The following is an 18,881-nucleotide window of genomic DNA, read 5'->3' as shown; positions in this document are numbered from 1 at the left end:
TTGAAATAAAAACAACCAGTGAGGATAACCATATTCAGCTTACTCATTTCGGCTTTTCTGCTCGGATCTTCTCAATCTAAGCAAGGGGAATACCTTGAAGCCAAAAGACAGTTTTCATTAGGCAACTATCCCGTGGCAATGCAGGCTTTCCAGTCACTTACAGATGATGCCGTCTTTGGGGAGTATGCCTCATTTTATTACGCTTTATCCGCATTAAAGACCGGTAAACCGAAGGTTGCCGAGGACATGTGGAAACAAATTCAGGTCAAATATCCTGATTGGGATAAACAACAGGAAGTCGATTTTTGGCTCGCTTATGCCGCGTTTGATCAAGGCAATATGTGGCAGGCTTTTAAGAAGGCGGAAATTCTCCCTGAAAAGTGGAAAACTCATTTGATTGATTCGTTTCTAGGTAAAATGTCCCCCGAAAGCCTGGACTCTGCCTATGCTCTAAATCCAAATAATCGATATGTTGGTGAATATTATGCTGAAGCAATTAAGGCACAACCATACGATGAACGTGACCAGTTTATGCTCAGAGAACTGGCAGAGAAATTTGACATAGCAATGGTCGAGGAGGAGAGCCTGCCTTTGGTAAAGAAAGATGAATATGCCATAGCAGTGGCACTTCCCTTCATGTTTGAATCAATGGGAACCCCCCAAACGGTCATTCGAAACTCTATCATTTTCGATCTCTATCAGGGAATGGAATTGGCACAGGAAGAATTAAAAAAGGAAGGTATAAAACTCAATCTATTTCCATTTGACACGCAGAAAAAGGGATCTGTGACTTACGATCTAATAAAGTCAGGAAAACTGGATAACGCAGATGTAATTATTGGCCCATTATACTCCGGCCCAACCGAGTTTATTAGTCAATTCTCCAAAGAAAACAAGGTGACAATGGTTAATCCGGTTTCATCTAACGAAGCAATTGTGGGGGACAATCCATACTGTTACCTATTTAAATCGGCATACAGTACGCAAGGAAGGGAGGCAGCAAAATACGCCGCTAAGAAATTCACTGATAATAAAAAGCTTTTCATTTTTTATGAAACCGACCGTGACAGCATAGTAGCCAATTCGTATAGGGAAAGAATTGAGATGGACAGCTTTTTCGTTGTTCAATTTGCGCGATTGACCAATGAGGATGCTCAGCAAATCCAAAAGGACTTTACTGAGCAGTATGAGGTGAGGCTCGATACCATGTACTCGCAAGAAGAAATCGATTCGATCGCATTACTCCCGGGGCGGATTGTTCGCACTAGAAGTCTGAGAAATGAAAAAACAGGTCGCATCATTCGTGATGAAGAAGGTAATGATGTAATTGAGTCATACGAAGTAAAGTTCACGGTTCAGCCGGATAGCATAGGACACATCTTTGCAGCAACATCCAGTAATGTGCTGGCTAATAATTTCATTAGTATGGTAGAAGTAAGAAGTGATACTATCGGGATTATTGGCTATGAAGAATGGCTGGATTTTTCTCTGGTCTCATATTCTCAGCTGGAGCGATTACAGGTAGATTTTTTGAGTCCCTCATATTATGATGAGGAAGCTGAGAGTTTTGAAGATCTGAAGAATGTGTTTATTGACAGAATTGGAATGGAGCCAAGTGAATATCATCTTTACGGTTATGAGCTATTGAAGCACCTGGGGAACTTGATGCACAAACATGGCAAGTACTTTCAGAGAGGTTTAATCGATGGTGAATATTATCCTGGCTATATCATGGAAGGCATTCAATATGGCCCATACAAAGACAATCAGGTAGTGCCTATTACCACTTTGAGAGATTTGCGATTACGAAACCAAAACGTAAAACAGGAAGTTGAAGGATCAAATGAATATAACGACAAGTAAAGAACTTTTTGAGCGGGCGCAGGACTTTATACCGGGTGGAGTAAACTCACCGGTCAGGGCTTTTAAAGCAGTGGGGGGTGACCCCATTTTTTTTGCTAAAGCAGAGGGGGCTTATATGTGCGATGAGGATGGTAACTCCTACATCGACCTGATCAATAGCTGGGGACCAATGATTCTCGGTCATGCAAACAAAGAGATTGAGGAAGCCATATTTAAAGCAGTTATTGGGTCACCGTCATTTGGAGCACCCAGCCGCATGGAGGTGGAGCTGGCAGAGCTGATCACTGAGATGGTACCGTCTATAGAAAAAGTACGAATGGTCAACTCAGGTACGGAGGCCACCATGTCTGCGATTCGACTAGCCAGGGGCTTTACCAAACGAGATAAAGTTGTGAAGTTTGAGGGCTGCTACCATGGTCACGGTGATTCCTTCCTGATTGCAGCCGGCAGTGGTGCCGCAACGATGGGGACACCCAATAGTCCGGGAGTGACGGAAGGTACTGCTAAGGATACACTGACGGCTCCTTTCAACGATCTGGAAAAAGTAAAAGAATTAACATCCGCCAATAAAGATCAAATTGCAGCCATCATCATTGAGCCTGTGGCTGGAAATATGGGATGTGTGATGCCCGAACCGGGCTTTCTGGAAGGACTTAGATCTCTTTGTGACAAGGAAGGAATTATTCTGATTTTTGATGAGGTGATGACCGGATTTAGGCTCTCAAAAGGGGGAGCACAGGAAGTATATGGGGTAAAACCGGACCTGACCACTTTGGGAAAAATCATTGGAGCAGGGATGCCGGTAGGTGCATATGGTGGCAGGAAGGATATTATGGACTTTGTATCTCCTCAAGGTCCTGTTTATCAGGCCGGAACACTTTCAGGGAACCCCGTGGCGATGGCGGCTGGATATGCTCAGCTCAGCTATTTGAATGATCATCCGGAGGTCTATGAAAATATTGAAAAGACTACCAGGAAAATCATGGAGGGTTATCAGAAGGCATTGAAAAAACATAAGCTGAACTACACCATGAATCAGATCGGTAGCATGATCAGCTTGTTTTTCACCGATCAAAAAGTGATTGATTTTGAAACTGCAAAATCATGTGATACGGAGTTGTTTGGTAAATACTTCAGGTATAACCTCAATAATGGTGTTTATCTGCCACCATCTCAGTTTGAAACCTGGTTTATCTCGAACAGTATTGGAGAAGACGAGGTGAAAAAGATTATCAAGACGTTTGAGAACTTTTTAGATGAAAGCCAGGGATAGTAGCACTCCGACCGCCAAGGCAATCCCGATCAGGAATGTATAAAGAATACCAAGAAAAAACAGCCGGACAATTCCCCAGCGTATTCTTACTCCATAAACCTTTTTAATACTTATCAGGATGTAAACGGTCATGATGAGTAAGCTAATATTTATTCCAAAGTCTTCGAAACCTTCAAAAATGAGTTCAAATATCCAGACGATGGAAAGGAGGAAAAAGAAGAACGAATGGATGTGAATGGAATGGATCAGGTGTTTGATGTAAAGCCCCTTTCTCCAAAAGAATAGCTTAAGCAAAAAGGCATAAATTGGTAAAATAAAGAATACGATGATTGGTATCTGCCTCATCAGGTAGTTAGTGATAGAAGCATTGGTTTCCTGCTTTGTCCGCACAATCTTTTTAGTGATGAAGTCTGTGGTCCACTTACCAGTATTCATTTCTAAAGAATCCATGATTTCGTCAGCAGTAAAATCAGTTTCTTGAATCAGGTAATCTGCCATTTTGAATTTTGATCCGGATTGTGGCCATTTATTCAGATGAACAGAATCAGGCAGGTTTTGCAGACTGTCATACTCTGTTTGGGTTATTGGATCAGTGTTACTAAATCCCCGTTGTTTTTTGTCATGTACGGTAGGTTGAAAAACTTTTGAAAGCAAGAAAAAATGAAGGATGCTGATGACCAGGTACCACCGTATCGGGTTCGCATAGTACACCCTTCTTCCGGCAATGAATGCGTTGGTTATTTTTCCTGGATCAAAAAGGAAAGGCTTAAACGTGTGTGCAAAACGAGAGTCCAGTGAAAAAAAGTTGGAAGTGAACTCACGCATGAGCAAGCCAATGCTGACCTGATGATCGGTGTTCTCCTGCCCGCAGTTAGGGCAATAATTATGTTTTTGTTGAAGTAGCTCGCCGCAATTGAGGCAAGCTTTATGTTTCCTTCTCTTTTTCACCTGGTTTAAACTTGTTGAGCAAAAATGCCACCCCCCACATTCCCAGCGCGACTAAACTATAGATTAATTGGTTGGTTTCCGTTCGCAGTGAGAAGAAAAGAAATACAAACGCGAGGATCGTAAATGTCCAGATGAGTGTTGGGAATAGCTTCATTGGTCAATTTTTTTACTAATTGTCAATCTCTTTGACCTTTAAACTCGTCCCTTCATCGGAGACAACCACGACATCCACTCCCTCATCAATGAAATTCCCACGTGTGAATGCATCATAGATTTCTCCGTCTATTTCAATTCTGCCGCTGGGTCTCAGTCGGGTATAGGTTTTGCCTTGCTTGCCCACAAGCGATTTTTCCTTGTAAAAAGTAGACGTATAGCCCTGTGAGCCTTCCTGTACCTCCTGGAGTGCAATACGCTTGAATACATTGCTATTGAGCAGTCGTGCTCCTCCAAAAAACATGATGACAATGGAGCCGAGCATCCCTGCCAGAACTGTTGCTACAGAAATGAAAATTTGCTCTGCACCCACGAATGAAAAATCCAGCATATCATTGTTTAGCATCACAAGGATGAGTGAGCCGATCGTGCAGATGAGTCCCAGAATACCGGCTACACCGAATCCGGGGATCACAAAAACTTCTACCGCAATGAGAATAATGCCTATTACAAACATGATGATCTCCCAATTGGCAGCCAACCCGTTTAGGTAGTTCGGTACGAAATAAAGAATGACGGCTATCAGAGAAGCGATAATAGGGAATCCTACGCCTGGAGTCTGCAACTCAAAATAGATGCCGCCGATGATGATCAGAATGAGTATGCCACTAACAAATGGATTGAGAAAGATTGAAATAATCTTTTCAGTGGCACCCAATTTAAATTCCTGAAGCTCATAGTCCTCAACGCCTGATCGTTTCATGATTTCGTCAATGCTACTTGCTTCTGCCTCGCAGAACCCATACTTGATTGCTTCTGAAGTCGATAAAGTCAGGATTTTCCCTTCTGTTGCGATGCTATCCAAGTCAATGTCCTCATCCACCATCGCTTCTGCCATACGTGGGTTTCTGCCTTTCGCCTCAGCAGTGGATCGCATAATCGATCGCATATAAGATTGATATTTGTCAGGGGCTGCAGCTCCATCTTGCGTTACCACAGTGGCTGCACCGATGCTGGATCCTTTTGCCATGTAAATACTATCGCAGGCAATCGAAATTAACGCACCAGCTGATGCAGCATCTTTGTTTATGTAAGCATAGATGGGCCGGTCAAAGTTTAGAATTCGGGTGCGAATGTCATCTGCATCATTGAGTGCCCCTCCATAAGTGTCCAACTCCAAAATCACATAGTCTGCGTCGATCTCCACAGCCTTTTCCAAACCGAGCTCTGAGTAGCGGTTTGTACGTGGGTCAATGACATCATCAATAGTCAGATGCAGAACGAGTGGTCTTCCTTTCTCCTGTCCAAAGGAAATAACAGAAAATAGGACGGCAAATAGTGCAAATAGTTTTCTCATAATCAGATGCTAAAATCAGAACAAAGGGTCAACTTTGAAACTGATAATCTACGCTTAAAGTTATCCTAATTTAACGGACTGGCTAAGTCCTTTTTTGAAGATGCTTCCTAAATCAATCAAACAAATATCCGTTGATGGCCAGGTGTGGGGTGCTGCCCTGAGTGAAGAGCAAAAGTGCATGTATCTGGAAGTGAGGAAAGAGGAAAAGCAATCCATTACCATTGCTCGACTTGATCTTGAAAAACTCAAGATCAAGTCGGTAAAGGCGGATTTGGAATGGTGGGATCGACTTGTGGGTGCATGGGGAGAGGAACTGTATTTTGTGAAGTACCTGAATAAGAATGACCCTACACAGCGATCATTTTTTTGTTTCGACTTTAAAAGTAAAAGGAAATCTAATGTGGATATGCTACCTTCTTTTGATTCGGCAGCTACTCACCCGGATGTTTATGAACATGGATCCGATTTTTTTAAAACGGTATCCGATTTTTTATCGTTGGAGCTACCACTCTCTTGCGAGTATTTAGAATGGAGAGACAAAATCATAATCAGCTACTATCTTCGTTCAGGTAATGGGTTTGATCGATATTTACTTTTGATCAACCAGGGAGAGAAGGAATGGAAGGTGAAGCAGGATGAGCAGATGAAGGGTTTTTCTCCTGGCGCATTTTTTGTATTTGAACACCAATTAATATTCATAAAAGATAGAAATGAGGTTTGTGTTTACACTGGTTAGTCTATTGATGTTGGAAGTGGCATTAGCTACACCCCTCGATAGCATTCGGGCAGAGCGACGTGCCGAAGGACTTTTTATTGTCCATGAGGTAGAAGAAGAGGAGACCATCTACTCCATTGCCAAGCGATACGGAGGGTCTGTGATAGGAATCATCAAACACAATCAGATTGTAGATAACCGCATCGAAATCGGGCAAATTATCTACGTGCTGGTGGAAGAAGAGAAGCCTGTGCAAGCAGTAGTGGTAAAGGATATGCCTGCAAGTGATGATATTCATATTGTACAAATGGGTGAGACGCTGTACAGCATTTCGCGTCAGCATGATGTGAAACTAAAGGAACTGAGAAGGTGGAATAATCTACCTGATAATAATATTTCTCCCGGGATGCCCCTCAAACTCTCTCGTGATGCTGAGATTCCTAAAGCAACGGAGAAGCCAACAGAGAAAGATACCTATATAGAACAGCCGAAAGTGGTTGAAATAACAGAAGATAGCGCAGAGGTAGAGGAATCAGATCCGTTTGCTGATTTTGAAAAGTACTTGGTGCAAACCGGAGAAACACTTTCCACGATTGCTAAAAAAGTGGGAGTCAGCATCGATAGCCTGAAAATATGGAATGGGTTGGAAACAGACTACCTGAAGATCGGTCAACAACTTTTCTTCAAAGAAAAAGAAGAAGCAGTCGATACAAAACGAATAGAACCTAAGAAGCCGACCCGTACTCAAATAGATGAGAAGGGTTTTGAGCGGATCTATGAAGAAGGAGTGGCTTCCGTCATCCAATCGATGAACACCACCCGATTTCTGGCCTTGCACCGCACATTACCTATCGGGACCAATCTGGAGGTGAGAAACCTGATGAACAATCAGGTAGTCCATGTAAAAGTGGTGGGTAAGTTGCCTAATACCGGGCTCAATAAAAACCTGCTCTTGCGTCTTTCTCAGCCCGCATATGACCAATTGGGTATCCTCGATTCAAAATCGCGTGTGGAGGTCTCTTACAACAAACAGTGAACCGACAGGAACTAAAATCTTTTCTGGACGACAAGGTTGAAGCATACAATCAGCCGGGATTCATCCCAAATGATCCGGTTAGTATTCCACATGAATACACGAAGAAGCAGGACATAGAAATCGCCGGATTTCTGGCGGCTGTGTTTGCCTGGGGTCAGCGTAAAACGATCATCAACAAAAGCCGGGAGTTTTTAGCATTGATGGGGGATGCCCCGCATGAGTTTGTGCGTTATCACTCAGAAGAGGATCTGAAACCCTTCTTAAATTTCAAGCACCGAACGTTCAACAGCATCGATGCTTTGTATTTTCTTCATTTCTTTCGTTGGTTTTACGAACGACATGCGTCATTGGAAGAAGCATTCACAGGAAATCTGGGAGAAGACGCCCCTATGGAGGCGAGGCTGACACATTTTTTTGAACTGTTCTTTTCACTACCTGATCATCCAATCCGAACCTACAAACACATCCCTAATCCGGCCCGCAAATCAGCCTGCAAGCGTATCAATATGTTTCTTCGGTGGATGGTGAGGAAGGATGACAAAGGAGTGGATTTTGGAATCTGGAATACGATCAAACCGAACCAACTGATCTGTCCGTGCGACCTGCATGTAGACAGGGTAGCCCGAAAACTGGGATTGATCACCCGCAAGCAAACCGACTGGCAAACAGCCGTGGAGTTGACTGAAAATCTGAAGAAGCTCGATCCGTCCGATCCGGTCAAATATGATTTTGCTTTGTTTGGTCTGGGAGTGGAGGAGAAGTTTGGCTGACCTTCGGAGTAGACCTTTGATGTTCAAACATGCTCTATAGATGCTCAGAGATGATCATTTGAATCTTTTTCATTCACGGTTTACTCTAAAAGATGATCGTTTGACTCTAAAAGGTGCTTGCTTGACTCTAAAACATGCTCGTTTGACTCTCTGAGGTTCTCGCTCGCATCTTTGAGGTGCCCTCTTGATGCTTTTTGGCTCTCGGTTGCATCTCAGAGGTGATCCGTTGAGTAAAAAAGATGGTCGCTTGAATCTATGAGGTTCGACGTTGCATGTTTGAAGTGGGGAGGGGTACCTATACAGGTGGGAGGGGGTACCTATATAGGTGGGGGGTGGTACCTCGGTAGGTGGGGGTCGATCGATTATTACCTTCTATTTTTCCTTCTGCACTCAGATATGTAGTTTGCGACGATAACAATAGGTGATAGAGATGTTAGAAGAATTACTGGATCAGCATCAAATAAACCCTTCACAAGTCATTCAGTATGACAGATCCAAGGTCATTGAGCTTGACCTCAGCAAGGATAATGAGGTGTTGATGAATGTTGATCTGAATAACGAGGAAGAGTTTAACCGTTTCATATTTGACCAGCTGCCGGACGGTTACATCGGGTTAGGGGGCTATAAGGAAGTAAGAAGTTTCTACAGCAGAAGTGAACTCTTCACAGAAGGCGAACACCGCACCATTCATTTAGGAATAGACTTGTGGACCCATGCCGGCACCCCGGTCTACGTACCTCTAGATGCTACCATTCATTCGTTTGATGATCGTGCGTTCCATGGTGACTATGGACCCGTGATCATTCTGGAACATCAGCTGAGGGCACGGACACTATTTAGTCTGTACGGACACCTATCGAGGAAGTCATTGGAAGGCAAAGAAGTGGGACAAACGATCAGGCAGGGCGAACAGTTTGCGTGGATAGGGGATTATGCTGAAAATTTCCACTGGCCTCCGCATCTTCATTTTCAATTGATGTGGGATATGGAGGGGCATGTAGGGGACTATCCCGGAGTATGTAAGGCGAGTGAGAAAGAAAGGTATTTAGCAAATTGCCCCGATCCGAGTGTGATTTTGGGATAGTTGTATTATGACAGATGTGCGCTCAGGTAAAATGCTGTGTGGCCCGAGCTTTTTAAACTCAGATAAAATAGCGATTCTGGCATCAACTCAAAACGGTTCAGATACAGCACGTTCCACACGCATTTTTCCTATATGAGACAAGAAGAGTAGAAAGCACTGAACTTTCCAAAAGCCAGAAATCGCGGTTCAGTTGCACTGATAATGGCAGATAAGCAGTAGCCACATGCATTTTTACCGCTTGTTAGCATCTGTTAATTGCTTATAGAGATCAGCCGGATTTTGTCGGTTGTCCCATATCAATAGCAATCTAATGTGTTCAGGGTCGTTCAAATAGTATAGCGATACGGATTTGTGAATTCCAATTTACGAACCTCGCTATCTTGAAAAGACGGTGCAAGTTCCGGGTTTCTCCTAATTTGTTCTACACGAAAATTTAGTTGGTTTAGGAACTCAGTTTTCACCTGTTCGTTCCAAAGTTCAGATATGAAGTCAGAAGTTCGTCTGAGGGATCTCCTTGCAGTTGGAGCCCAGATTACTTGCTTCATTTTTCCTTCATATTTAGAATTTCTTGAGCTGAAGTGTGCTCAACACAATCTTCAATTGGTTCAGAGGCTGCAATGTTCAGTAGTTCGACGATTTCTTTAGGGAGTTCGCTTATCGAAGTTTTTCGGAAACCTTCAATCTGATTAATCACAGTCTCGTCATCCAAGTTGGTAATCCAGTTAATGAGTGATATTTTTTTCTGTTCAATCGTCATGATATAAAGATAACGAATTTTACGCTCTGAAGATATAGATCCTAACTTCATCTAGTCCTCGTTTGCAACGAGGATTCTTAAAGAACTAAGTTTTCAACTTATTAATTCAACTTTAACCATTCCTTTAATACCAGCGTAATCTCTTGCAGAGCTGAATAAATAATGCTCCGGCTCCTCTACAATCATAGCGTTTATTGGATTCTGATGGATATAGTTGAGTCTACCGTCTATCATATGACTTTCCAATTCAATCGCATGATTGTCGTCTTTCCAGAATTTGTACTTCTTAATCCTGTTTAGATTCCGACCAGCATATTTAAATTGATTGAGCATCCATTCTTTGCGACTTTCCGGTTCAGTCTCGATCATTTTAATAATCTTTTTAGCAGTAAACTTTTTGAAATCTCTAATGATGTCTGAAAGTCTGTAATCGTTTTTGGCCTTCGTTATCAGGTGGACATGATTGCTCATAATACACCAGGCATATACCGTTAGACCTTTTTCTTTAATGCAGTAGTTCAGCGAATTGACAATTTCAAGTTTGTACTCTTTTCGTGAGAATACATCTATCCATCCCACTATTGTGAAAGTCAGAAAATGAATTGCATTTTGATCGGATATAATGTAACGGTCCCCGGACATGTTGCAATTATAATGTATGCATTAAAAATGCTACAGTTTAGTCATCCTCGTTGCAAACGAGGACGAGTGGGGGCATGTTGGCATATGCAACTTTAGCGACTGTTGTACTCCGTTTTATCAGTCAAAGAATTCATTAAAAATATGAAATTTCATCTGTTTTCCGACTGTTTTTGGCTCGATGTATCTTTTCATATCATCGAAAATTCCATCTAGATTTTTCAAGTCGTTATCCGTGTATATCAAAGTGAAAATCCCGTGTTTCTTAAAGAAATCCTTATGCTTCTTCATTTCTTTATTGAAATTGTCTTGAGCCGCATCGTTAATTTCCTTTTGGGTCATTTGTTTGGTTTTTGAAATGTAACCATGCGTTGACCAGGGAGAAAGTTCGAATCCAATTTTATTTAATTCTGACGATTCGATAATTGAAAAGTCGAGCCGATATTTATGTTGGACATCAATTCCTTCATATCTGAATTCTGGAATTATCAAAGCAAGGTTTTCTGGATTATCGCTTGACCTGACATAATCGCAATATTTCTGAGCAATTTGATATTCATAAGTAGATCCAGAGTTTCTTACAATTACGTTAAGAAAGAAAGTCAAGTATTGTTCAATATCATTGAATACTATTTTATTAGGACTATTGGGTACGCAAAGCCCCGTTTTTATTACATGACCAATTGACCAGTATTTCGGTTCAAAATGCCGTATTTCGCTAGCATCGTTTTCCCAAGAACCATTCACAAATCTTGGTGTTATCAGAAGACCGTAGTTGGCGTTATTTTGACCAATCCATACTTCTGAATCCTCAATTGGAGGTTTCTTTTTGGAAAGAGAATCGGCATATCTTATGTAGGTTCTTTTCAAGAAAAGAAATAAGTACTCTTGAAATTCCTTATGAGCTTTTAGAAGTTGGTATGTTAGGTATTCACTTCTAGTAAACTGAGAATTTGCCTTATGTTCATCAACGATGGTTTTAAAACCATCAAGCCAAAGGGAAGCAAAGTGGTCAGGCGAATAAACTACAGCGTTACGAATATCTAAATAATGACGATGCTTTCCTCCAATTTTTGCGTTTAAGGAATGTATACTGGAAAACCCTGTTTTAGAAAGGACAGTTGGAAGCAGCTTGTTTAGTTGACTTGTTAACTGGCTGTCCAGTTCGGCTCTCGCCTTTATTTCCTTTGATTTTTCTATGTCCATGGAAGGTATGGAGTACAACATTAATGTAACGCGTACTGTGCGCGTTATCTACCTTTCAAATATAGCTGAATGCTTCATAAGTGAAATCAGGCTTGTTTTTGTATATATCATTACATTGTCTGCTCACTTAGAATAACCGTATTAATAAACGTTTATAAGCGTTTAATAATACGGTTATAAGTTATGACTTGAAATAAGTACTGGAATTTTTGGGATTATCGGGCTTTGGCATCCATTCGTAATGCCTATTTTCCAGTCTTCTAGTTTTCAAATCCTACCGCTTTGATCTGTCCGTTAGAAAGGCATGCACAAAATACTATCCCTGCTGATTCTGTTTATAGCTTGCTCACATGCAAAAACACAATACAGTCCTGCTGAGGTACAAGCGGATATTGAATATCTCCGGGAGCAGATAGAGACGTATCATCCAGGGCGTTATCGCTATACCTCTAAAGAAAATATGGAAGCTTTGTTTGAGGAAGCAAAGCAAAGTACTGGATTGAATGACATGGGCATTTATCGCCGGGTGAATTACCTGCTTAGTAAAGTTGGCTGTGGGCACACCAGAGCCCGAATGTCTGACAACATGCGGAATCGATTTGAACGAAAGCAGCGATTTATGCCCATAAGTGTAAAGTTCCTTGGGGATCGGGTGTATGTCAGGCAATCGTTGGATGATGAGATAAAGCCGGGATGGGAAATCACTTCCATCAACGATCAAACGATGGATGAAATCAAGCGACAAATCTTTAAACACCTGCCGGCGGATGGAAAAATTGAGACAGGTAAGGCGCGCATTACAGAGTTATTATTTGAAGCTTATTATCAGTTGTACATCGACAGCACGGCTACTAATTATTGCCTTGAGTTAAAAGATGCGGGTGGAAACATCGAAAAAGTGCGTGTGTCCGGTGTATTTCAGGAGGAGGTTAATAGTATTCGAGCTTCTTTCTCGGGAGATTTCCTGTCTCTCGAGCATACAGAAGACTATGCCTATATGCGCATCCGAACGTTCAGTTATCAAGCACTTCGTGACAATGGTTATGACTATGAACAATTTCTGGAAGACAGCTTCAAGGAGTTTATGAAAAAGGGAACAAAAAATCTGATTTTAGATCTTAGAGGGAATGGAGGAGGAAAGGACGATTACGGAGCATTGTTGGTCTCCTATCTTGCCCGTGAGTCATTTGGTTATTTTGATCGGATAGAAGTGACTCGCAAGTACCCCGGCAGATCCAAGCGGGTTGGAGATCAATATCGTGTAACCACGCATAATGGACTTGATATCTGGCAGCCCAAAGAAAATCGCTTTACAGGAGACGTCTATGTGCTGATAGATGGTTTCAGCTTTTCCACGTGTGCCGATGTAGCCACGGTGCTTCACCATCACGGATGGGCTACTTTCCTGGGAGAGGAGACCGGTGGAGGATACGATGGTAACACCAGCGGGCATACACGCACCATCACGTTACCTCATTCAGGGATCATTGTCAATATCCCAATGTGGAAGTACACCACAGCCAATATCGGTCATGACTATAAAGGAAGAGGTGTGATCCCAGATTTTCCGGTTATCCCCACCTGGGAAGCATACAGTGAGGGGGTCGATGTGGTGTTGGAAAATGCGAAGAAGTTGATTGAAGAGTAGCACCTGGATATTTGTATTGATACAACATATCCGGATGCTTTGTGTTAAAGTCAGTCTAATGCTTTCAGGAAGGTATTATTCACTGGTTTCAATTACGATTGGTTGATTAAAATACTTTACTATTTCGTCAAAGTAATATTTAATCCTCGCATATTCGCTCGGACTATAGGTTGCTTTCTTGAACTTGTAAACACCGTTCGAAACAACTATTCCATTTTCATATTTACAGTTGAGGTTTATTTCTGCAAGCTCATTATCAAGCTGGTAACCCTCAGGTAGAGAGGTAATCGAGTATCCTTCAGGTATCGTTAGTTTTGACTCGAATTCATCTTCCCATGCGTTGGTAAAATCGATCGGGTAGCTTCTTTCCTTCTGAGTTAGCTTGTTTTTGGATATTGGTAATTTGAGAAAGGGATAGATGACAACCGCATCGCCTATCTTGTCTGTCTCAAATTCTCCTTTGAAGTGGAGTGCGTAAGGACGTTCAAGCTTATCAAACCCATAAGTCAACGCCTTATTTATATTACCAATTTTGTCTTCATAGTATTCCTTGATTTTTGTCGTATCATCTTTAAATGCTACCCTTTTCGTGTATGATTCATAGGAAGTGCTTTGAATCGAAACCATCGTGTTAACATTAAGGGAAGTCGTATCAAGAGTCAGGTTTATGATTTTTTTCTCAAGTGAAGGAATGTTGTTTTTAAGACTTATCCATTGAGGGTTATCGGATTCATTTACGATCAGTCCTTTTTCATTTAAACATCGTGGTGGGATTCTGTTAAATGGAAGATAATCCTCAGTAGCGTCAGTAAGAAATGCCGATTCAGTATTCACCATTGCAATTACATAATTTGTGAAATGCATAAATGGATACTCTACAGGAATTATTCCATGATTTCTGGTACTCAGGATAACTGGCTGAGCGTCTACTTCAGCTTCAGTCAAAAGGGCGATAAGAAATAGATTGATGTCTGCTGAATTACCTATCTTTTTATCGATTAGATCATCAGGGGATTGGGAAGCATATTTTGAATAATTTCCATTCCATTCAAATTTTTCCTTGACGTAAGTAATTATTTTTTCAGCTTTTGCTGAGGACTCCAAACCCGTTAGATCAATTTCTCCATCGATTATGTTTCGAGCGGCACGTCCACTTTTTTTCAGATATCTCCCGAAATCTTCATGTTTCAAAAGATCATCATTTAGCTCGGGCCAGGTGGAAATAATATTGGATGTGCCACCTGTTGGTTTAAGAAACTTGGCGAGTTGAAAGTCCATTTTAATGATATAATCCTCGATAGAGGAAATGTAGGCTTCATCTCTAAACGCCGGGATGTCTTTCAATACATAGGTGTGTGTATAATCTTGAAATTCAACCCCACTACCCATGTTTCTTCCATACACCATGCTTACTTCACCCCAGGTTCTCTTATCTTTTGAAACGACAGAGTTCTTATAATCAAATTTTGATACGCCCTGAACCAGGAATGCATACTCATAGAATGGAATCATACTAACCTCATATTCACTATATATTGTTGGTATTCTATCCTGAAAGATCCAATCAGGAAGGTTAAAGTGAAAGGGTGTTTCCAGTATGTATTGAAACTCAAGAATTGAGCCATCCTGCAGGTCGGGAAAAGTAAACTTTTTTACCCGCCACCTTTCATTAATTTGTTCCTCATAAACATTTGAGGGATTGAGCGGACTTTGAGTCAGCTTCCCATCTTCATAATTATATGTTGAGGCACGAATAGATTTAACTTCCTCCGTTTTTCCATATCCGTCAACGTAAAAGGGTATTGAAACCTCAGCATGCTGGGACTCATTTTTATCAAAGATTTTTATTCTTTTATGCCTTGTAAATCGAATGTTATATCCATTTTCTACTTTGTAGAATATCGACTTTCCTTTGTCATAAAGAACAACTGCTTTGGCCTCTTCATCTTTTTCATAATGTTGCATTTTCAATTCTTCTTCCGTGAGTTTTCCAAACTCAATGTCTACGGTTTGGGCGAAAGATTGAAATACAATAGTTGTGCAGAGTATGGTTATTAGTTTTTTCATTTTATTATGATTGCGCATGTTTTCTTATACTCTATGATTGACTGGATAAATGAGTAGAACTTCTCATAGTCTTTAACAGGAATATGGTTTGCTTTTAGCAAAAACCGTTCTGTTATTAGAATATATTTGTTTTTTATTTCAAAGTGGCTGCTGTATTCGCCATATTCTGAATCTATTGATTGCCCTTCAGGCAATTGTATTTTTTTCTCATTTAGGTTTTTTAGCTCATATTTAACGCTATCAATTAGGTAGATGGGATAATTGATTTTGACATCAAAATCTCGTTTTTTAGGCTCTTCAAAATCCGGCAAACGAATCATGAGTGGAGTAATCACATTCATATGACCAATGTTGCGGGTTGGGTCTCCAATCTCACCGGATGTGGTGATTGTGACATTACTGCTATCTCTGTGATGGTTGGACTCCCAGTCTTTCATTTTGAAGTCACCCAAATCAACAACACGTTTTATTAATCCATTGAGCTCTTTATTGCTCCCATTTACGTTATAGTAACGAAAATCCTCAAAACTTTCCCCTCGAAGACGGATTTTAATGTCTGACTTCCAGTTATTCTCAGCGTCCGAAGAGAAAGAATAAATCCTCTCAATCAGAACATCTTCCGGTTTAAGCCTGGGGGTTTTGATTAGTTTACTGTTACTTGAGTCAACGGCTAGCGCATATCTATTTTGAGTGAATGTACCCAAATAGTTGAATGGAAGAGAATTAGAGGTGTTTTCCAGCCATACAGTGTCCTTTTGCAAAGGGACAGTCAGAATTACATGATTAAATTGTTGGCTTGGAATGGAGGTTTCAATGTTCTCAATATTCTTATTTGCGTCAATAATGGTATAATGAGATTCAATTCCTGCTACTTTAAGCAATCCTTTCATGTAGGTGGTTAATGCCTTGCAATCGCCATATTTATTTGTACAAACATAGCTTGCTGAATAGCTTTTAAGCCCCCCGACATCAATAGCGACGTTTATATATCGTGTATGATCCTGAAGGTAATGATACAACACCCTGATAATCTCTTTTTCATTATGAATTCCATCTATCATTTCTTGAACAATTTCTTTTTCACTGTAGGGTAGGTTGTCCGTTCCTCTATTGAGTTCACTAAGCCACGTGCCAAATGCGGACCATGAATCCGTATTGCCACCTACTCCATATGTGAAATTGTTTGGCACAATAACCACTCGAGGAATCAGTGAGTTGGATGGTGGCATAAAGATTTCATTTTCCGGTTGTTTTGAAGCAGATGCTTGCCACGAAAGCTTTCTTGTTTGGTCTATCTGTGTCTCCTCAAATAACACATCTCCGGATTTGTAAACCTGAATATTATATCCCTTTGGGATAATCACTTCCAGTGCTGCATTAGTAACAGGCACACTGTAATAAATAATTGGTGTCCACCAGGTTACGTATAAGAATTCTTCCTCGGTTACTTCGTAGGAGTATTCGATTTGATAAGGATAGGAGTTCCAATATAAGTCGAATTCGGTAATTAAATCATCCTGATGGAAGGCTTGATAGGGAAAGTCATTTCTTGTGATGAGTTCTTTTTTCTTTAGTTTTCTTACAACCTTTCCGTTTGAGTCAATAATCTGGGCATAATTAAATGAGAATGTTTGTTTCGGGTCATGTCTCACCTCGATATGGGATAACCAATTACTCTCCTTATTATTGATCCTAATCCTAACCTTCCTTTGAGTCGTTTTGACTCCCTCGTTATCGATTGTTATTCTCGTCTCATTCTTAAGCACCTGAGCATGTGCTTTTTGGAATGGACCTACAATGAGTAATAGTAGTACGATATAGCTAAGTCTTGTTATCACTGAAATCAAATCAGTTATAAAATCTATCATATCACCCCCAATTCCCAGGGTCTTCGCGCCACTCTTTCAGAGTTTTGAGTACCTCGTTTTCAAACATGCGTTCGTCCTGAGCATGATCCAGTAAATGATGGTAATCACTGAGTACAATCAGATTTACACCTTTTTCCTTAAAATTTTCCTCAGCTACCTGGAAACCATACGTGAAGATGGCGACCATACCTACCACTTCGGCACCTGCTTCTTGAAGTGCCTCAGCTGCTGCCAGTGAGCTACCTCCGGTTGATACCAGGTCTTCGACCAGCAATACTTTTTGACCTTCTTCAATCTTTCCTTCTATCATATTCTCGAGTCCGTGCCCTTTGGACTTAGAACGAACGTAGATGAATGGAAGTCCTAGCTCCTCAGCTACTAGTGCACCCTGTGGAATACCTGCTGTGGCCACTCCGGCAATCACATCAATCCCATCAAAAGAATTGGAAATAGCGAGTGAAAGTGCCGTTTTTATTTTGGAACGCACATCCGGGTAGGAGAGGCTCAGACGATTGTCGCAGTAGATCGGAGATTTCCATCCGGAAGCCCATGTAAAAGGCTTTTCAGGGCTGAGTTTGATCGCTCCAATTTTCAACAGGTCGGCGGCTACTTCGGCAGCCAGTTTAGGGTTGTAGATTTTAATGCTCATGGGGCTACAAAAATAAAGCGGTAGAATTACCGATCCATAATCTAATCTGCTTGTTTGGTTTTTATTTTATCATTTAATTGCTGTTTCAAATTTTCATATGAAGATTTTTATCAATGACATCCCGGTCTATATTCTTTCTGAGAAGAAAATCAATATGAAACGGGTCTACGGGCTGGTTGTCCGGGAGTTCGAGGATATTGTGCCGGAGGTGCTGGTAGATGATGTACTGATCATGAATGCTTCATTTGATCAGGTAGATGGGTTGCTAAAACTCATGACGGATAAAAAGCTTAAGAAGGTCCATTCCATTTTTATTTCCTCAAGAAACAAACGTGAACTGATTAATTATCTGAAAAGTAAGTTCAAGGTAATAGAGGCTGCCGGAGGAATCGTTGAAAAACAAGGAAAGCTACTGATGATTCATCGTCGCAAAGTCTGGGATATCCCGAAAGGAAAACTGGATAAAGGCGAGACGCTGGAAGAATGTGCCATTAGAGAAGTGGAGGAAGAAACAGGTGTAAAAGCGAAAATAGATAAGGAAATTGATGCAGTGTGGCATACGTACGTAACCAGGAAAAAATACGTATTAAAGAAAACACACTGGTTTGCGATGCACTGCGTCGACGACAGTAAAATGGCACCACAAAAAGGAGAAGGGATCAAACAGGTGGAGTGGATGACGCTGGAGGAAGTCAGAAAGGCATTGCACGGCTCATATCGTTCAATAAGGTACGTCATGCAGGAGTACACCAAGATGATGAAGGAGGCTTAAGTTTATCCTGAGAAAGTCATTCCCTGAAGGGAATCTATCAGAATCATGCTTTATCTATTCAAGGACTCCCTTCGGG

General features: G+C 41.2%; 18 protein-coding genes. 8 read left to right on the top strand and 10 right to left on the bottom strand.

Annotated elements, in window-relative coordinates:
* Window positions 1–18 precede the first annotated feature (18 nt).
* A complete protein-coding gene (locus ACOQON_RS12160; protein WP_420575688.1) occupies window positions 19–1,863 on the top strand; it encodes a hypothetical protein in 1,845 nt (614 codons plus the stop codon).
* Window positions 1,844–3,136, top strand: a complete 1,293-nt coding sequence (gene hemL / locus ACOQON_RS12155) for a glutamate-1-semialdehyde 2,1-aminomutase (protein WP_420575687.1) — start codon at window positions 1,844–1,846, stop codon at window positions 3,134–3,136. Before ACOQON_RS12160 ends, hemL begins: the two co-directional genes overlap by 20 nt.
* On the opposite strand, the gene ACOQON_RS12150 is transcribed toward hemL, so the two are convergent.
* The 3 genes from ACOQON_RS12150 to ACOQON_RS12140 form a co-directional block, all read right to left on the bottom strand.
* Window positions 3,116–3,961: a DUF3667 domain-containing protein gene (locus ACOQON_RS12150; protein ID WP_420575686.1), complete on the bottom strand. Its 846-nt coding sequence runs from the start codon at window positions 3,959–3,961 to the stop codon at window positions 3,116–3,118. The two genes, hemL and ACOQON_RS12150, sit on opposite strands and share 21 nt — an antisense overlap.
* Window positions 3,962–4,061: 100 nt before the next feature.
* Window positions 4,062–4,238 (bottom strand): hypothetical protein, encoded by a 177-nt coding sequence (locus ACOQON_RS12145; RefSeq protein ID WP_349563233.1) that lies wholly within the window; start codon window positions 4,236–4,238, stop codon window positions 4,062–4,064.
* 15 nt (window positions 4,239–4,253) lie between these two features.
* Window positions 4,254–5,594, bottom strand: a complete 1,341-nt coding sequence (locus ACOQON_RS12140) for an NfeD family protein (protein ID WP_420575685.1) — start codon at window positions 5,592–5,594, stop codon at window positions 4,254–4,256.
* A gap of 100 nt (window positions 5,595–5,694) precedes the next feature.
* Here ACOQON_RS12140 and ACOQON_RS12135 point away from each other — a divergent pair, with 100 nt between their 5' ends.
* The 4 genes from ACOQON_RS12135 to ACOQON_RS12120 all read left to right on the top strand — a co-directional run bounded on the left by ACOQON_RS12135 (window position 5,695) and on the right by ACOQON_RS12120 (window position 9,199).
* The gene (locus ACOQON_RS12135; protein ID WP_420575684.1) at window positions 5,695–6,330 is read left to right on the top strand and encodes a DUF4905 domain-containing protein; all 636 of its coding nucleotides are present in this window, start codon (window positions 5,695–5,697) and stop codon (window positions 6,328–6,330) included.
* Window positions 6,305–7,345, top strand: coding sequence for a LysM peptidoglycan-binding domain-containing protein (locus ACOQON_RS12130; protein WP_420575683.1), 1,041 nt, complete (start codon window positions 6,305–6,307; stop codon window positions 7,343–7,345). Before ACOQON_RS12135 ends, ACOQON_RS12130 begins: the two co-directional genes overlap by 26 nt.
* Window positions 7,342–8,115 (top strand): TIGR02757 family protein, encoded by a 774-nt coding sequence (locus ACOQON_RS12125; RefSeq protein WP_420575682.1) that lies wholly within the window; start codon window positions 7,342–7,344, stop codon window positions 8,113–8,115. The genes ACOQON_RS12130 and ACOQON_RS12125 overlap by 4 nt, the downstream gene beginning before the upstream one ends.
* A 430-nt stretch (window positions 8,116–8,545) precedes the next feature.
* Window positions 8,546–9,199 (top strand): peptidoglycan DD-metalloendopeptidase family protein, encoded by a 654-nt coding sequence (locus ACOQON_RS12120; RefSeq protein ID WP_420575681.1) that lies wholly within the window; start codon window positions 8,546–8,548, stop codon window positions 9,197–9,199.
* Between the two features lie 326 nt (window positions 9,200–9,525).
* Here the strand turns inward: ACOQON_RS12120 and ACOQON_RS12115 are convergent, their stop codons facing one another.
* From ACOQON_RS12115 to ACOQON_RS12100, 4 genes are all read right to left on the bottom strand, one after another.
* The gene (locus ACOQON_RS12115) at window positions 9,526–9,744 is read right to left on the bottom strand and encodes a type II toxin-antitoxin system RelE/ParE family toxin (RefSeq protein ID WP_420575680.1); all 219 of its coding nucleotides are present in this window, start codon (window positions 9,742–9,744) and stop codon (window positions 9,526–9,528) included.
* Window positions 9,741–10,007: a hypothetical protein gene (locus tag ACOQON_RS12110; protein ID WP_420575679.1), complete on the bottom strand. Its 267-nt coding sequence runs from the start codon at window positions 10,005–10,007 to the stop codon at window positions 9,741–9,743. The genes ACOQON_RS12115 and ACOQON_RS12110 overlap by 4 nt, the downstream gene beginning before the upstream one ends.
* 42 nt (window positions 10,008–10,049) lie before the next feature.
* Complete coding sequence (locus ACOQON_RS12105; protein WP_420575678.1) at window positions 10,050–10,598, bottom strand: transposase; 549 nt, start codon at window positions 10,596–10,598, stop codon at window positions 10,050–10,052.
* 117 nt (window positions 10,599–10,715) lie between these two features.
* Window positions 10,716–11,801 carry a hypothetical protein gene (locus tag ACOQON_RS12100; protein WP_420575677.1) on the bottom strand — a complete coding sequence of 362 codons (1,086 nt, stop codon included), beginning with the start codon at window positions 11,799–11,801 and terminating at the stop codon, window positions 10,716–10,718.
* A 304-nt stretch (window positions 11,802–12,105) separates the two neighbouring features.
* On the opposite strand from ACOQON_RS12100, the gene ACOQON_RS12095 reads away from it, so the two are divergent.
* Entirely contained in the window at window positions 12,106–13,449 is a 1,344-nt protein-coding gene (locus tag ACOQON_RS12095) for a S41 family peptidase (protein WP_420575676.1), read from the top strand.
* Window positions 13,450–13,524: 75 nt separating this feature from the next.
* On the opposite strand, the gene ACOQON_RS12090 is transcribed toward ACOQON_RS12095, so the two are convergent.
* From ACOQON_RS12090 to pyrE, 3 genes are read right to left on the bottom strand one after another with little or no spacing between them, the layout of a single operon-like run.
* Window positions 13,525–15,516 (bottom strand): DUF3857 domain-containing protein, encoded by a 1,992-nt coding sequence (locus tag ACOQON_RS12090; RefSeq protein WP_420575675.1) that lies wholly within the window; start codon window positions 15,514–15,516, stop codon window positions 13,525–13,527.
* On the bottom strand, window positions 15,513–17,384 hold the full coding sequence (locus tag ACOQON_RS12085) for a transglutaminase domain-containing protein (RefSeq protein ID WP_420575674.1): 1,872 nt from the start codon (window positions 17,382–17,384) through the stop codon (window positions 15,513–15,515). Before ACOQON_RS12085 ends, ACOQON_RS12090 begins: the two co-directional genes overlap by 4 nt.
* Before the next feature lies 1 nt (window position 17,385).
* Window positions 17,386–18,027 (bottom strand): orotate phosphoribosyltransferase, encoded by a 642-nt coding sequence (gene pyrE / locus ACOQON_RS12080; protein WP_420578689.1) that lies wholly within the window; start codon window positions 18,025–18,027, stop codon window positions 17,386–17,388.
* Between the two features lie 103 nt (window positions 18,028–18,130).
* Here pyrE and ACOQON_RS12075 point away from each other — a divergent pair, with 103 nt between their 5' ends.
* Complete coding sequence (locus ACOQON_RS12075) at window positions 18,131–18,805, top strand: NUDIX hydrolase (protein ID WP_420575673.1); 675 nt, start codon at window positions 18,131–18,133, stop codon at window positions 18,803–18,805.
* The last annotated feature ends 76 nt before the right edge of the window (window positions 18,806–18,881 follow it).

This window comes from Ekhidna sp. (genome assembly GCF_965221965.1).
In the GTDB taxonomy this organism is placed as follows: Bacteria; Bacteroidota; Bacteroidia; order Cytophagales; family Cyclobacteriaceae; genus Ekhidna.
The sequence above is the reverse complement of the archived record's forward strand: the minus strand, read 5'-3'. Positions and strand labels throughout refer to the sequence as shown.